Here is a 15414-nt window from a genome sequence, read left to right as displayed (position 1 = left end):
TGGTGGGCGGTCAAGCATTTCCTGATGCTCTGTCACGAATGCCCTGTCACGCTTGTTCACGGCCCGCCAGGCTCCCATGATGGAGGGAAAGATCGCCAATGGAGGAAGCATGAAGGTCCTGGTCCATATCGATGACGCCGAGCAGTGGCGGGACGCCCTGGCCAAGCGCCTGCCGGATGCCGAGGTATTCACCAGCAGTGCCCCGGCCGAGAAGCGCCGTGAGGCGGACTACCTGGCGGCGTGGAAGCCCTCCGCCGAGCTGCTCGGCGAGCCCCAACGGCTCAAGGGCATCATCAACCTCGGCGCCGGGGTCGACGCCCTGCTGGGCAACCCGGGGCTTCCCGCGGGCGTGCCCATCGTCAAGCTGCGCGATGCCGGCATGGCCGAGCTGATCGGGGACTATGTGCGCTACGGCATCCTGCACTTCCAGCGCGACTTCGACCGCTACCACCGCCAGCAGGCGCGCCGCGAGTGGCGCGAGCATGCGGTGGTCGACAAGGCTGACTGGCCGGTGGGCGTGCTGGGCCTCGGCGCCATCGGAGCGAAGGTCGCCGCCATGGTGGCCGCCGACGGCTTCCCGGTGCATGGCTGGAGCCGCTCGCCCAAGTCGCTCGACGGCATCACCTGCCACCATGGCGACGCGGGACTCGATGCGCTGCTCGGCCGGGTCAGAAGCCTGGTGCTGCTGCTGCCGGACACCCCCGCGACGCGCCATGTCATCGACGCCTACGCCCTGGCGAGGCTTCCCGAGGGGGCCAGCCTGATCAACCCGGGTCGCGGGTCGCTGATCGACGAGGCTGCCCTGCTCAACGCGCTTGGTCCAGGTAGCGAGGGCGAGGGGCAGACGGAGGGCCGGCTGCGCGGGGCGCTGCTCGATGCCTTCCCCGAGGAGCCATTGCCTGGCGCAAGCCCGCTGTGGTCGCACCCCAGGGTCTGGATCACCCCCCACATGGCCGGTCCCACCCCGCTGGGCGCGGCGCTGGAGCAGGTGGCCGAGGCCCTGCGCGCCTTCGCGGCCGGCGAGCCCCTCGACACCGTCGACCCCGAAGCCGGTTATTGAGCCTCCTACTCTAACTGCGGCAGAGGCCTTACCCTGAGAGATGACACCCAACGACCTCCCGGGAGGTGCGTGATGACCATGAAGGTGGACTACGGCACCCACGACGCGCTGCTCGTCGTGGACATGCAGAACGACTTCTGCGAAGGCGGCGCGCTGGCGGTCCAGGGCGGTAGTGCCCTGGTGCCGGGGATCAATGCCGAGATCGAGGCCGCCGGCAAGGCCGGCGCCCTGGTGATCGCCTCACGAGACTGGCACCCGGTCGACCACGTGAGCTTCACGCATCGTGGTGGTCCCTGGCCGGTGCACTGCGTGCAGGACACCCACGGCGCCGCCTTCCATCCCGACCTGGCCCTTCCCGATGACGCCATCCGCGTCAGCAAGGCCACCGCCTTCGATGCCGACGCCTACTCGGCCTTCGACGGCACCGGACTCGGCGGCTACCTGAAGGAGAAGGGCATCGAACGGGTGATCGTCTGTGGCCTTGCGCTGGATGTCTGCGTCCATGCCACGGTACTGGCAGCCCGCCAAGGGGGCTTTGATACCCTGTTTCTGGAGCGTCTCTCCGCAGCGGTGGACCCCGACACCGTGACTGAGTGCCGGCGCGAATTCACCGACGCCGGTGCCGAGGTAAGCTCATGAACGGACCGATCTCCCCGCGGGTGGACGACGACGAGCTGGCCCTGCTCACCGACCTCTACCAGTTGACCATGACCCAGGCCTACTGGAAGGAGGCAATGCACGGGCGGGCCACCTTCAGCCTCTTCTTCCGCAAGATGCCCCCGGCCCGCCGCTTCATGCTGGCCTGCGGGCAGCAGCATGCCGCGGCCCTGCTCAGCCGGCTGCGCTTCGGCGACACGGCCCTCGAGCGCCTCGCCGGCACCGGCCTGTTCGACCCGGGCTTCCTCGACTGGCTGGGCGACTGGCGCTTCGAGGGCGACATCTGGACCCTTCCCGAGGGCACGCCGGTGTTTGCCAACGAGCCGCTGCTGGAAGTGGACGCGCCCATCGCCCAGGCGCAGCTGCTCGAGAGCCTGGTGATGAACCTGGTGCAACTGGAAACGGTGCTCGCCTCCAAGGCGGTGCGCATCGTGATGGCCGCCCGCGGCCGCCCGGTGGTGGATTTCGGAATGCGCCGCATGCATGGCGTGGACGCCGCGGTGCGGGGGGTCCGGGCCTACCGCAGCGCGGGGCTGGCCGGCACCAGCAACGTGCTGGGCGGCCTGCGCCACGACCTGGCGATCAATGGCACCATGGCCCACAGCTATATCCTGGCCCATGACGACGAGCAGGAGGCCTTCCGTGCCTTCGCCCGCCACTACCCCGGCACCACCCTGCTGGTGGATACCCATGACACCCTGGAAGGGGTGCGCAAGGTGATCGAGATCATGCGCGAGGCACCCGAGGTCGGCGTCAAGGCCATCCGGCTCGACTCCGGCGACCTGGGCGAGCTGGCGAAGGGAGCACGCGAGCTGCTCGACGAGGCGGGGCTCGAGGAGATCACCATCGTCGCCAGTAGCGGCCTCGACGAGGTCCAGATCGCGGCGATGCTCGAGGACGGCGCCCCCATCGATGCCTTCGGCGTCGGCACCCAGATGGGCGTCTCGGCGGATGCCCCGGTGATCGACCTCTCCTACAAGCTGGTGGAGTACGCCGGCACCCCGCGGGTCAAGCACTCGCCGGGCAAGATCAACCTGCCCTGCCGCAAGCAGCTCTATCGCCGCCGGGACGACCGGGGACGCTACGTCGGCGACGTCATCGCCCTGCGCGACGAGACCATCGACGCCGGCGAGCCGCTGCTGCGCCCGCTGGTCCGGGCGGGCCGGCTCGACGATGACGAGATGGCCCGGGCCGATGCGGCTCGCGAGCGGGTCGCCGACACCCTCGAGCGCTTCCCCGATGACGTCAGGCGGCTCGCGGAGGGCGAGAGCGACTACCCGGTCACGCTCAGCCCCGAACTTGAGCGCTTGCAATCCAGCTCCTGAAGCGCCCCACCTTCGCCGGGTCCGGCAGACCAGAAACTGGCCTGACCGGTAAATGAAGCAGGGGCACATCGCCGGCGATGTGCCCCTGCTTGCGCCGTGTCGCCAGGCCTCGCCGGTGGCGCCGTCACACCTTGTCCTGGGTGCGGGTCTCGAAGTCGCTGGCCGAGTGGCGCTCGTGCAGTTGCTCGGAGAGCTCCCCCCAGGTGCGGTTGACCATGCGTCCGCGCTTGACCGCCGGCCGCTCGGCGATACGCCTCGCCCAGCGCTGCACGTTGGGGTACTCGTCGACGGCCAGGAACTCCCCCGCATCATAGAGCAGCCCCTGGACCAGCACGCCATACCAGGGATAGATGGCCATGTCGGCGATGGTGTAGTCGTCGCCGGCGATATAGGCACGCTCGGCCAGCTGCCGGTCGAGCACGTCGAGCTGTCGCTTGGTCTCCATGGCGTAGCGGTCGATGGGGTACTGGAGCGGCTCCGGCGCATAGGCATAGAAGTGGCCGAACCCGCCACCGACGAAGGGGGCCGCGCCCATCTGCCAGAACAGCCAGTTGAGGGTCTCGGTCCGCCCGGCATGATCGTCAGGCAGGTAGGCACCGAACGTCTCGGCCAGGTAGAGCAGGATCGCGCCGGATTCGAACACCCGGGTCGGCGGCTCGGTGGTGTGATCCATCAGCGCCGGGATCTTGGCGTTGGGGTTGGCGGCGACGAAGCCGCTGGAGAACTGCTCGCCCTCACCGATGCGTATCGGCCAGGCGTCGTACTCGGCTCCCTCATGTCCCAGCGCCAGCAGCTCCTCGAGCATGATGGTCGCCTTCACGCCGTTGGGCGTGGCCAGGGAGTAGAGCTGCAGCGGATGCTGGCCGACGGGCAGTTCCCGGTCGTGGGTCGGGCCGGCCACGGGGCGGTTGATGCTGGCGAACTGGCCGCCGCTCGCGCGTTCCCACCGCCAGACGCGTGGCGGCTGGTAGGACGTATCGTTACTCATGAGCATGCTCCTGTGCCGAATGTCGGTCGGGTGTCCATTGCACTGGCCCCGGGAGGCAATAGCAGGACTTCGCCGGGCTTTCCAGCGGCGGACCGAGCATCGCGGCCCGGCCCACCGACGGGCATTGCCGCGAAGGGCGGCGCCTTACAGCGGCTGTTTGGTCGGGCGGATGATCAGCTCGTTGACGTCGACATCTGCCGGCTGCTCGATGGCGTAGACGATCGCCCGGGCGATGGCATCGGCATCGATGGCCATTTCGTAGAGCTCGTTCACGCCCTTGGCGGTGTCGGGGTCGCTGATGGTGGTGGTCAGCTCGGTGGCCACCGCCCCCGGGGAGATGTTGGTGGAGCGGATCTCCTCGCCGCCCTCCTGGCGAATGCCCTCGGAGAGTGCCTTGACCGCATACTTGGTGGCGCAGTAGACGGCCGCGGACGGGAAGACCACGTGCCCGGCCACCGAGGAGAGGTTGATGATATGGCCGGCATGCTGCTCGCGCATGGTCGGCAGCACCGCAGCAATGCCGTAGAGCACGCCCTTGATGTTGACGTCGACCATCTGCTCCCACTCGTCGACCTTGAGTTGGTCCAGCGGTGACAGCGGCATCAGGCCGGCGTTGTTGACCAGCACGTCGATGCGGCCGTAAGCCTCCCTGGCGGCGGAGGCCAGGGCCTCGACCTGGTCGCGGTCGGTCACGTCGGTGACGCGATAGATGGCCTCGCCCCCCTGTTCGACGATGGCGTCGCGCAGCGCAGCGAGGCGCTCCTCGCGACGGGCGCCGAGCACCAGCTTGGCGCCGGCCTTGGCCAGGCGGTGGGCGGTGGCTTCGCCGAGGCCGCTGCTGGCCCCGGTAATGATGACGACCTTGCCATTGATCTCGGACATGGTTTCTTCTCCTCGGGAATGCATCAAAGTGTCGGTCCCCGGCCGGCTGGGCCGGGAATCTCGAAAGTGTCAGGCCGGCTGTTCGGCCAGGCTCGGGTAGTCGGTATAGCCGCGCTCGTCGCCACCATAGAAGGTGCTGTCGTCCCAGTCATTGAGCGGCGCACCAAGACGCAAGCGCTCGGGAAGGTCCGGGTTGGAGATGAAGGGTCGCCCGAAGGAGACCAGGTCCACCTTGCCGGCGGCGATGCGCTGACGGGCCTCTTCGGCGCTGTAGGCGCCGTTGCCGATGTAGGCGCGCGAGAACCCCTCGTGGATGGCCTCGATCACCGGCTCGGGACGCCCCTTCTCGTGGTTGCCCTGGAAGGAGTCTTCCACCACCTCGATGAAGGCGACCCCGATGGCGTCGAGGGCCTGGGCAAAGGCACCGAAGGTGGCGACCGGGTCGTCGTCGACCATGGCATTGAAGCTGCCGGTGGGGCTGACGCGCACGCCGACCCGATCGGGGCCCCAGACGTCCACCACGGCCTGGACCACCTCCAGCGGCAGCCGCAGGCGGTTCTCCAGCGAGCCACCATAGGCATCGGTGCGGTGGTTGCTGCCGCTCTTGAGAAACTGGTCGAGCAGGTAGCCATTGGCGGCATGGACCTCCACGCCGTCGAAGCCGGCGCGCCTGGCGTTCTCGGCCCCCTGGCGGTACTGCTCGACGATCCCGGGCAACTCGTCGGTCTCGAGTGCGCGCGGCGTGGGTACCTCGACCATCCCGGAATCGGCGCTGATGAAGGTCATGGCGCCTTCCGGCTTGATCGCCGAGGGCGCCACGGGTGAGGCGCCGTCTGGCTGCAGCGCGGGGTGAGAGATCCGCCCCACGTGCCAGAGTTGCAGGATGATGCGTCCGCCGGACTGATGCACGGCATCGGTCACCCGCTTCCAGCCCTCGACCTGCGCCTCGGAGTGAATCCCCGGGGTGAAGGCGTAGCCCTTGCCCTGGGGGGAGACCTGGGTGGCCTCGGAAATGATCATCCCCGCCCCGGCTCGCTGACGGTAGTACTCGACGTTCATGTCGTTGGGCACGTCGCCGGGCTGCGAGGCCCGCGAGCGGGTCAACGGCGACATGATCACCCGGTTGGGCAGCTCCAGGTCACCAAGGGTGAAGGGCGCGAAGAGGCTGTCGTGTTGCGGATTCATGGGTGACCTCCTGGGTCGATAGCTGTGTAGCTCGTTATTCTAGACCAGTCTACTAGGTTCGTGGCACACGCCACTGAGGTTGGCGCTCCGGCCAGTGATCAGCTCACCACAGGAAGCTCCCGGGCCAGCACCTGCCGGAAGAGGACCGCCTCGAAGCACTCCATGGGGGCCAGAGACTTCACGGTCTTGGCACGCAGGATGGCGCCCTCCCAGCCGGCCATGATAAATCCCGCCAGGGCCTGTGTATCGAGATCGTCCGAGACCTCGCCGGCGCTGCGGGCCTCCTCGAGGCAGGCTACCAGCCGGCGCTCCCAGGCGCGGAACACCTGGTCGAGGCGGGCCCGGAAGACCTCGCTGCGCGCCGAGAGCTCCTGACCCAGGTTGCCGATCAGGCAGCCGCGGGCATGATCGCAGGAGAGCATGTCCGCCTTGCCGGTGGCGAAGTAGCGGCGCAGGCGCTCCAGCGGGGAGACGTCTCTGGCCTCGAAGATCGCCGCCAGCCGGGCATCGTACTGCTCGGCGAAGGCGTCGATCACGGCCAGGCCAAAATCCTCCTTGCTCGAGAAGTAGTGATAGAAGGACCCCTTGGGGACCCCGGCCCGGCTGAGCACCGCATTGATGCCGGTGGCGTTGAAGCCCTGCTCGGCGATCAGGTCGGCGCCGATCTCGATCAGCTTGTCGCGGGTGGCGTGCGTCGTCATGCCGGCAAGATTAGACCAGTCGTCTAGACGCGTCAAATCCCGCCGGCAGGCCTCAGTCGAGCATGGCGGCGAAGCGCTTGAGCCAGGCCGGGTGGGCCGGCCAGGCAGGAGCCGTGACCAGCTTGCCGCTGGCCACCGCCTGGTCGACCCCGATCTCGGCATAGTCGCCGCCGGCCAGGCGCACTTCCGGGGCACAGGCAGGGTAGGCCGAGACCCGATGTCCCTCGAGGGAGACCGCCGCCGCCAGCAGCTGGGCACCATGGCAGATGGCGGCCACCGGCTTGTCATGGTCGAAGAAGTGGCGGACCATCTCCAGCACCCGCTCGTCGAGACGCAGGTACTCCGGCGCACGCCCGCCGGGGACGACCAACCCGTCGTAGTCGGCGACCTCCACCTCGGCGAAGGTGGCATTCAGGGTGAAGTCGTGACCGGGCTTCTCGGAGTAGGTCTGGTCGCCCTCGAAGTCGTGGATGGCGGTGCGCACCTTGTCGCCTTCGCGCTTGTCGGGACACACCGCATCGACCGAGTGGCCCATGGCCTGCAGGGCCTGGAAGGGCACCATGATCTCGTAGTCCTCGACATAATCACCGGCGATCAGCAAGAGTCTGGCCATGGGAGTCTCCTCAATGGTGTGGCGGCGACGGAGGCGTCGCCCTGCAAGGGCAGCCTAGCAGCCCCGCGGAGGGCCCGCCGGGGAAAAGCGCAAGGCGCGTGCAGGCGGGAACCCCCGGGCCCGCGGAGACTCTCACCTCTGCCCCCTCGACGGCCCTGGAGTCCTCGCATGCCCGAACTGCAGCACCGTTGCGCCGCTCTCTTCCTGCTCCTGCTGCTGGCCGCCGGCAGCGCCCTCGCCGCACAGCCGCGTCCCTTCGATGCCCGTTACCGCCTCGAGGTCGCCGGCTGGCCGAGCACCACCGTGGAACACCGCCTGAGTCGTGACGGCACGCACTGGCAGAGCGACATGCGGGCCGCCATCGCGGTGGCCCGGGGCCACGAGCGCAGCCGCTTCATCGCCAGCGCTGACCTTCGCGCGCTGCACTACACCAGCGGCTACAGGCTGTTGGGCATCGGCAAGGACTACGAACTGGACGCAGAGACGCTGGCCCGGCTGCCCGACCGCCAGACCGCCCTGTTCAGCCTCTCCCGGCGAGCCGTGGCCGACGACTGCGCCTCGCCCTGCCGGCTGCGCTACCTCGACCACCGCGGTCGCGAGGAGCGGATCAACTACCGCCGGCTGGACCGCCGCATGCTCGAGCTGCCCGCCGGGCGCTTCGAGGCCGTCAGGGTGGAGGTCACGGAGCCGGACGCCCCCGATCGCCGCATGGTCTTCAGCTTCCACCCCGGCGTGCCGGGCCTGCTGCTGGCCATGGAGTACCACCGCGACGGCAAGCGAAAAAGCCGGCTGACCTTGACTGACCTGACCTTCTCCAGCGCCGAGCTCGCTTCCTCCCCGAAGGCAAATTGACTAGAGTAGGCGGCTTTCGGCCGCCCCTGGCGGCCCCTGGGCGGGAAGGGAGTCGCCATGCTGAGCGGTCTGGTGATCGTGTTATTGCCGCTGGTGCTGGGCTACCTGGTGCCGGTGGGGGATGCCCGGCTGATGGCGCTGATCAACCGCGGCGTGAACGCCTCGATCTACGTGATCCTGCTGCTGATGGGGGTGAGCCTGGCGGGCCTGGACGACCTGGCGGGCCAGCTCTCGCGCCTGGGCGGTCAGGCCATGGTGCTGTTCGCGGTGATCTCGGCCTGCAACCTGGCGGCCCTCTGGTGGCTATCGCGCCGGCTGGGCCTCATCGCCGATCCCTCGAGGGTGCTGGCGGGGGCGCCCACCAGCAAGTGGGCCGCCATGGCCAGCTCGCTGGCGCTGGTGGCGGTGGTGGTCGCCGGCGTGGTACTCGGCCTGCTGCTGGAGTGGTTCACCGGCAGTGGCCTGTTCGCCACGGCCGAGACCCTGGCCGAAGGGGTGCTCTACCTCCTGCTGGCGCTGATCGGCTGCCAACTGCGCAACTCCGGCATGCCGCTGCGCCAGATCGTGCTTAACCGCTTCGGCCTGGCCATCGCCCTGACCCTCGCCGCCAGCTCGCTGGTCGGCGGCCTGCTGGCGGCGCCGCTGCTGGACCTCCGATGGAACGAGGGGCTGGCGCTGGCCGCCGGCTTCGGCTGGTACTCGCTCTCCGGCATCCTGGTCGGCGACCAGCTGGGTCCCCTGATGGGCGGGGTGGCCTTCTTCAACGACCTGGCACGGGAACTGCTCGCCTTCGTACTGATCCCGCTGCTGATCCGCCGCCATGCCGCCCTGGCGATCGGTTATGGCGGCGCCACCGCCATGGACTTCACCCTGCCGGTGATCCAGCAGCACGGGGGCGTGTCCTGTGTGCCGGTGGCCGTGGTCAGCGGCTTTCTCCTCTCGCTGCTGTCACCGCCGCTAATTCTCTTCCTGCTCTCGCTTTGACCGACTCGCGCCGTGACCGCCGCCGACCTTGCCGGCGAGGGCAGCGTCGGCGAGGCTGACCTCAAGCTGCACATTACCTGCACAGAACCTGACCGATGGCTGCACGCCGAGCGGTGAAAATACGTCATGCCCTCGCCGGCCCCCGCTCCCGGAGCCCGTCCATGCACTCACCACGCCTCCCCCGCCCGGCCGTCTCGCGGCTCGGCATCAAGCTGTTCGCGATCATCCTGGTGGTCAACGTGGCCATCTCCGGACTGGTGTTCCTGGCGGTCTCACGCAGCCTCGACCAGGGCTTCATCGAATACCTGGACCAGACCCAGACCCGCCGCGCCGAGACTCTGGCCGAGGGGCTCGGCAAGGAGTGGGCCGGCCGTGGCGACTGGCAGTGGCTGCGCCAGTCGCCCGGCGCCTGGCACCGCCTGGTACGCCACCAGCTGTGGCCCGGCGACACGCCGCCACCGGAGGGCATCGAGCGGCGCCTGGGTGACCCCAAGGACTTCGTGCTCCACGACGCAACCGGCCTGCCGGTGATCGGCCTGCCCCCGGACAGCGACCAGGAGGCGGCCGAGCTGCGTTGGCTACCGATCGAGAGCGCCGGCGAGCGGGTCGGGATGCTCGGCTACCGCCCGCCCCAGCAGCTGATGGCGCGCATGGACCGCATCTTCCTCTCCCGCCAGCAGCGCAACCTGGGCATCATCGTCGCCGCCCTCGGGCTGGCCTCGCTGCTGCTGGCCGGTGGCCTCTCCTGGTGGCTGGGGCGGCGCACCCGCGGCATGGCCAGGGCCACGCGGCGCCTCACCGAGGGCGACTACAGCACCCGCCTGGCGGAGCGCGGCCGCGATGAGCTGTCGAGCCTCGCCCACGACTTCAACGTGCTGGCCGCCACCCTGGAGGCCAGTCGCGAGGCGCGCAGCCGCTGGGTCTCCGATATCGCCCACGAGCTTCGCACGCCGCTGGCGGTGCTGCGTGGCGAGATAGAGGCCATGCAGGACGGCATCCGCGCCCTGGACCAGGACAACCTGCACTCGCTGGCCCAGGAGGTCGGTCAGCTGGAGCGCCTGGTGGCCGACCTCCGCCTGCTCTCCCAGAGCGATGCCGGCGCCCTGGAGGTCCAGCTGGCGCCCCTGGACCTGGCGGAGAGCCTCGCCGCGCGCCTCGACGAGGCCAGCGGCTGGCTCGGCGACAGCGGCATCCGCCTGGAGTGCGAGATCGCGGGGCCGGCCTGGATCCGCGGCGACACCCTGCGCCTGCGCCAGCTGTGGAACAACCTGATCGACAACACCTGCGCCTACACCACGGCCCCGGGGCGGCTGCGCGTGCGCCTGGCAGCCCACCAGGGGCAGGTGCGGGTGACCTGGGAGGACAGCGCCCCCGGCGTGCCCGAGCCCGAACTGCCGCGGCTCACCGAGCGGCTCTACCGGGTCGAGGGATCGCGTAACCGCGCCAGTGGCGGCAGTGGCTTGGGACTCTCGATCGCCATTGCCCTGGCCCGCGCCCACGGCGCGCGCATGGAGGCCTCCCCCTCGCCACTCGGCGGGTTATGCTGGACCCTGACCTTTCCCGCCATCGAGGACCACCCGCTCAGGGAGAACGCCGCATGAGCACCCCGGACACCGTTCAGGACCAGATTCTGATCGTCGAGGACGAACCCAAGATCGCCCGCCTGGTCGCCGACTACCTGCAGGGCAGCGGCTTCACCAGCCACCACCTGGCGCATGGCGATGCCGTGTTGCCCTGGCTAGAAGCCTGCCCGACGCGCCCGGAGCTGGTGCTGCTCGACCTGATGCTGCCGGGCACCGACGGCCTGACCCTGTGCCGGGAGATCCGCCAGCGCTGGCCGGCGATGGCGATCATCATGCTGACCGCCCGGGTCGAGGAGGTCGACCGCCTGCTGGGCCTGGAGCTGGGCGCCGACGACTACATCTGCAAACCCTTCAGCCCCCGCGAGGTGGTGGCCCGTGCCAAGGCCGTGCTGCGCCGCAGCCGGGCCGCTGCCTCGCCCGCCCCCGGGGGCAGCGACCTGGTCCTCGACGAGGCGGGCTGGCGGGCCCTGGCCGACGGTCACGATTTGGGCCTCACCGCGGTGGAGTTCCAGTTGCTGAAGGTGATGATGCACTCCCCCGGGCGCATCTTTACCCGCGAGCAGCTGATGGACCACATGTACCGCGACCACCGCATCGTCTCCGAGCGCACCGTCGACAGCCACGTCAAGAAGCTACGCCGCAAGATCGCCGAGACCTGGCCCGAGCGCGAGGTAATCCGCTCGGTCTATGGCGTTGGCTACAAGTACCAGCCGGAGGAGTGAGCCCCCGGCGGATGCACGACCTTTGCACCCTCGCTGCAAGCCGCTTGCACCCCCGGCGACGAGACTGGCAGCGTCAACCCGAGGCCCGACGAGGCCCCCAAGGAGAACCGCCATGACCCGCTCACTCACCCGTACCCTGCTGGCTCCCGCCCTGCTCGCCATCGCCATCGCCCCCCTGGCGCTTTCCGCCAGCGCCGCTCCCGGTGGCGAGGGCAGGCACCAGGGCGTGAACGAGGAACATCGCCAACAGCACGAGCAACGCCGACAGGCCCTCTTCGACCGTGCCGGCCTCGATGAGGAGACCCGCCAGGCCCTGGAGGAGGCCCGTCGCGAGCACCGCGAGGCGGTCCGCGAACTGCGCGAGGAGCACCGCCAGCGCATGGACGAGATCCTCGGCGAGGAGCAGCGCGAAGCGCTGGAGGCCGCCCGTCAGGCAATGCGCGAGGAGCAGCGCGCCGAGCGCCGCGAGGCCATGCAGCAGCGCCTGACCGAGCTGGTCGACAGCTGGGAACTCTCCGACGCCGATCGCGAGGCGTTGCGCGAGGCCCGCGAGGCGATCTACGCCGACATGCAGGCGCTGCGCGAGCGCGACGTCGACTCCCGCCAGGCGCGTCGCGAGGCCATGCGTGAATTGCGCGAGGAGCACCAGGAAGTGCTCACCGAGATCCTCAGCGACGAGCAGATCGAGGAGATGCGTGCGGTGCTCTCCCGGCATGGCCGCCAGGACAAGGGCGGCAACGTTCGCAAGGACAAGGGCGACGGTGCCGCTGACTGACGACTCCCCCCGCTTCCCACCCCGATTCGCCCGGCCTCGTGCCGGGCGTTTTCGTTCGAGCCTCGACGTTCGAGCCTCGACGTTCCGTGGCGAGGTACGCCCCAGCCATACGCCACCCCTGTGCCCCCCGGGGAGGAGGACGCCACCAGCCGGATTGACGAGGCTAGGGGTTATCGCTCCCCGTGCCGCTCGTCCGGGGCGGGGGCCACCCGAGACGTCACAACAATACGAGGTCGCGACCCATGACACGACGCCACGCCTTCCTCACCCCGCTACTGGCCGCCACCCTGAGCGCCGGGGCCGCCTTGCCTGCCATGGCCTTCGAGGACGACACCCTGACCATCTGGATCGGTGACAACAAGGGGCCCCAGGGCATCCGCGAGGTGGCCGAGCGGTTCACGGCCGACACCGGCATCGCCATCGACATCGTCCACCCCGACGACATGACCAACCGCTTCCAGCAGGCCGCCGGCAGTGGCCAGGGGCCGGACATCGTGATCTTCGCCCACGACCGCATGGGGGAATGGGCCCAGAGCGGGCTGCTCAAGTCCATTGCGCCCTCCGACACCTACCGCGATCGCTACTTCGACTTCACCTGGAACGCCGTCGAGTGGAACGGCGAGACCTACGGCTATCCCATCTCGGTGGAGTCGCTGGGCCTGATCTACAACAAGGCCCTGGTGGAGACGCCCCCCGAGAGCTTCGACGAGCTCGCCAGGCTCGATGCGGAGCTGGCCAAGGAAGGCAAGAAAGCGATCCTCTTCAATTATGGTGAGCCCTACTTCAGCTGGCCCCTATTGGCCGCCAATGGCGGCTATTCGTTCCAGCATAGCGACAGCGGCTACGACACCCGCGACATCGGCGTCAACAATGCCGGCGCGGTGGCGGGAGCCGAGCGTCTGCGCGAACTGATCGACAGTGGCGTGCTGCCCGAGGGCACCGACTACAGCGTGACGGATACCCGTTTCAACCAGGGCGAGGTGGCGGCCATGATCAGCGGCCCCTGGGCCTGGAGCAACCTCGAGAAGAGCGGTATCGACTTTGGCGTGGCCCTCTTGCCGCGGGTCGGTGACGAGCGGGCCAAGCCGATGTTCGGGGTGATGGCGGCGATGATCAACTCCGCTTCACCCAACGACTTCCTGGCCACCGAGTTCCTCGAGAGCTACCTGCTCGAAGAGGAGGGCCTGCGCACGTTCAACAACGACGGTTCGCTGGGCGCCGTGGCCCACAAGGCCTATCAGCAGGAGCTGGAGTCCGACCCGCGGATCGCCGCCACCCTGGAGAACGCCGAGCTCGGCTCGCCGATGCCCAATATTCCCGAGATGGGTGCTTTCTGGTCGGCCATGGAACCAGCGCTACAGAACATCGGCAGCGGCCGCCAGTCACCGCAGGCGGCGCTGGACGCCGCCGCCGAGCGCATCCGCACCGCCATCGAGTAACGCTAGCCTTCCCGTCCTGGCCGGCCATGAACCACGGCCGGGCCGGGGCAGACCGCAGGTGACCCCATGTTTGTGACCAACGCCTCGCGCGGCTTGCCGCGCCATCGATCCCGCTACCCCGCCGAACGCTATACCCGTTGGGCGCTGCGCGCCCTGACAGCACTGCTGGTGCTCGCCACCCTGTGGCTGGTGGTGGCCTTCCACCTGCGCGGCCAGTGGATGTTCTCGCTGCTGTTCCTGGTGCTGGGCGCCTCCCTGGCGATCGTCTTCGGCAAGCGCCAGCTGATGAGCCACCGCTATATCTTCCCGGCGCTGGCCGGGATGGGTGTGTTCGTGATCTTCCCGCTGGTCTATACCATCGGCATCAGCTTCAGCAACTACAGCTCGAGCAACCTGCTCAGCGAAGAGCGGGTGCGTGCCCAGCTCCTCGGCCAGACCTACCAGGCCGAGGGCCAGGCCTTCGATTTCCAGCTGGTCCGTGACGGTGACCGGACTCGCCTGTATCTGGACGCCAAGGGGGCCGGCGACCGGGAAGGCGTAAGGCAACTGGTGTCCCAGCCCCTGGCCCAAGCCGTGGAAGGACAACCCCTGGCGGTCGAGCCGACCCAGGCGGCCCCATCCGGCGAGGCGCTGGGCATCCGCGAGGTCATCGCCCAGCGTGATCGCCTGCAGCGCCTGACCCTGGTGACGCCAGAGGGCACCGAGCTCAAGATGGCAGGGCTGCGCAGCTTTGCGCCGATGCTGCCGCGCTTCGAAGCGAACCCCGACGGCAGCCTGACCGACCTGCGCGACGGCACCACCCTGACCCCCGACCAGGAGACCGGCTTCTTCGTCACCGAGGACGGTGAGCGCCTCACCCCCGGCTGGCCGGTCGCGGTGGGGCTGGACAACTACACCAAGATCTTCACCGACCCGGACATCCGCGGGCCCTTCCTGCAGATCTTCGTCTGGACCTTCGTCTTCGCCGGCCTGACGGTGGTCTTCACCCTGGCGGTGGGCTTCGTGCTCGCCACGCTGCTGCAGTGGGATCAGCTCAAGGGCAAGGCCCTCTATCGCACCCTGCTGATCCTCCCCTATGCGGTGCCGGCCTTCATCTCGATCCTGATCTTCAAGGGCATGTTCAACCAGAACCACGGCGAGATAAACCTGATCCTCGAGAACCTGTTCGGCATCAGTCCCACCTGGTTCACGGACCCGGCAATGGCCCGCAGCATGCTGCTGATCGTCAACACCTGGCTCGGCTACCCCTACATGCTGCTGTTGTGCATGGGGCTGATCCAGTCGATTCCCCGCGATCTCTACGAGGCCTCGGCGGTGGACGGCGGCGGGTCGCTGACCAACATGCTGCGCATCACCCTGCCGCTGATCCTGAAGCCGCTGACGCCGCTGCTGATTGCGGCCTTCGCCTTCAACTTCAACAACTTCGTGCTGATCGCCCTGCTCACCGGCGGCAAGCCGGACATCCTCGGCGCCAGCACCCCGGCGGGGACCACCGACCTGCTGGTCAGCTACACCTACCGCATCGCCTTCCAGGATGCCGGCCAGCAATTCGGTCTGGCGGCCGCCATCGCCACGCTGATCTTCCTGCTGGTGGTCGGGCTGTCGTGGCTCAATCTGCGCCTGTCCAAGGTCAAAGTCTAAGGAGAAG

15 protein-coding genes are annotated in these 15414 nt (G+C 68.8%); 10 read left to right on the top strand and 5 right to left on the bottom strand.

Going from position 1 to position 15414, the window contains the following annotated elements:
- Positions 1-109 precede the first annotated feature (109 nt).
- The 3 genes from OP498_RS13475 (at position 110) to OP498_RS13465 (ending at position 3042) form a co-directional block, all read left to right on the top strand.
- On the top strand, positions 110-1060 hold the full coding sequence (locus OP498_RS13475; protein ID WP_280553863.1) for a glyoxylate/hydroxypyruvate reductase A: 951 nt from the start codon (positions 110-112) through the stop codon (positions 1058-1060).
- A gap of 72 nt (positions 1061-1132) precedes the next feature.
- Positions 1133-1699 (top strand): nicotinamidase, encoded by a 567-nt coding sequence (locus OP498_RS13470; protein WP_280553861.1) that lies wholly within the window; start codon positions 1133-1135, stop codon positions 1697-1699.
- A complete protein-coding gene (locus tag OP498_RS13465) occupies positions 1696-3042 on the top strand; it encodes a nicotinate phosphoribosyltransferase (RefSeq protein WP_280547942.1) in 1347 nt (448 codons plus the stop codon). The genes OP498_RS13470 and OP498_RS13465 overlap by 4 nt, the downstream gene beginning before the upstream one ends.
- A 124-nt stretch (positions 3043-3166) precedes the next feature.
- Here the strand turns inward: OP498_RS13465 and yghU are convergent, their stop codons facing one another.
- The 5 genes from yghU to OP498_RS13440 form a co-directional block, all read right to left on the bottom strand.
- The gene (gene yghU / locus OP498_RS13460) at positions 3167-4030 is read right to left on the bottom strand and encodes a glutathione-dependent disulfide-bond oxidoreductase (RefSeq protein ID WP_280547943.1); all 864 of its coding nucleotides are present in this window, start codon (positions 4028-4030) and stop codon (positions 3167-3169) included.
- Between the two features lie 144 nt (positions 4031-4174).
- Complete coding sequence (locus tag OP498_RS13455; RefSeq protein WP_280547944.1) at positions 4175-4912, bottom strand: SDR family oxidoreductase; 738 nt, start codon at positions 4910-4912, stop codon at positions 4175-4177.
- A gap of 69 nt (positions 4913-4981) precedes the next feature.
- Positions 4982-6097, bottom strand: coding sequence for an alkene reductase (locus tag OP498_RS13450; protein WP_280547945.1), 1116 nt, complete (start codon positions 6095-6097; stop codon positions 4982-4984).
- A 98-nt stretch (positions 6098-6195) separates the two neighbouring features.
- A complete protein-coding gene (locus OP498_RS13445) occupies positions 6196-6798 on the bottom strand; it encodes a TetR/AcrR family transcriptional regulator (protein ID WP_280547946.1) in 603 nt (200 codons plus the stop codon).
- Positions 6799-6850: 52 nt separating this feature from the next.
- Positions 6851-7411 carry a DJ-1/PfpI family protein gene (locus OP498_RS13440; RefSeq protein ID WP_280547947.1) on the bottom strand — a complete coding sequence of 187 codons (561 nt, stop codon included), beginning with the start codon at positions 7409-7411 and terminating at the stop codon, positions 6851-6853.
- A gap of 168 nt (positions 7412-7579) precedes the next feature.
- Here OP498_RS13440 and OP498_RS13435 point away from each other — a divergent pair, with 168 nt between their 5' ends.
- From OP498_RS13435 to malF, 7 genes are all read left to right on the top strand, one after another.
- On the top strand, positions 7580-8263 hold the full coding sequence (locus OP498_RS13435; RefSeq protein WP_280547948.1) for a hypothetical protein: 684 nt from the start codon (positions 7580-7582) through the stop codon (positions 8261-8263).
- 57 nt (positions 8264-8320) lie between these two features.
- Complete coding sequence (locus OP498_RS13430) at positions 8321-9247, top strand: lysine exporter LysO family protein (RefSeq protein WP_280553860.1); 927 nt, start codon at positions 8321-8323, stop codon at positions 9245-9247.
- A 161-nt stretch (positions 9248-9408) separates the two neighbouring features.
- On the top strand, positions 9409-10848 hold the full coding sequence (locus OP498_RS13425) for an ATP-binding protein (protein ID WP_280553858.1): 1440 nt from the start codon (positions 9409-9411) through the stop codon (positions 10846-10848).
- Positions 10845-11552: a response regulator gene (locus OP498_RS13420; protein WP_280553857.1), complete on the top strand. Its 708-nt coding sequence runs from the start codon at positions 10845-10847 to the stop codon at positions 11550-11552. The genes OP498_RS13425 and OP498_RS13420 overlap by 4 nt, the downstream gene beginning before the upstream one ends.
- A gap of 112 nt (positions 11553-11664) precedes the next feature.
- Positions 11665-12327 carry a hypothetical protein gene (locus OP498_RS13415; RefSeq protein WP_280553856.1) on the top strand — a complete coding sequence of 221 codons (663 nt, stop codon included), beginning with the start codon at positions 11665-11667 and terminating at the stop codon, positions 12325-12327.
- Positions 12328-12569: 242 nt separating this feature from the next.
- Positions 12570-13766, top strand: coding sequence for a maltose/maltodextrin ABC transporter substrate-binding protein MalE (malE, locus tag OP498_RS13410; RefSeq protein ID WP_280547953.1), 1197 nt, complete (start codon positions 12570-12572; stop codon positions 13764-13766).
- A 66-nt stretch (positions 13767-13832) separates the two neighbouring features.
- Positions 13833-15407, top strand: coding sequence for a maltose ABC transporter permease MalF (malF, locus tag OP498_RS13405; protein ID WP_280553855.1), 1575 nt, complete (start codon positions 13833-13835; stop codon positions 15405-15407).
- Positions 15408-15414 lie beyond the last annotated feature (7 nt).

Source organism: Halomonas sp. 25-S5 (assembly GCF_029889845.1).
Classification (GTDB): Bacteria; Pseudomonadota; Gammaproteobacteria; order Pseudomonadales; family Halomonadaceae; genus Halomonas.
The sequence above is the reverse complement of the archived record's forward strand: the minus strand, read 5'-3'. Positions and strand labels throughout refer to the sequence as shown.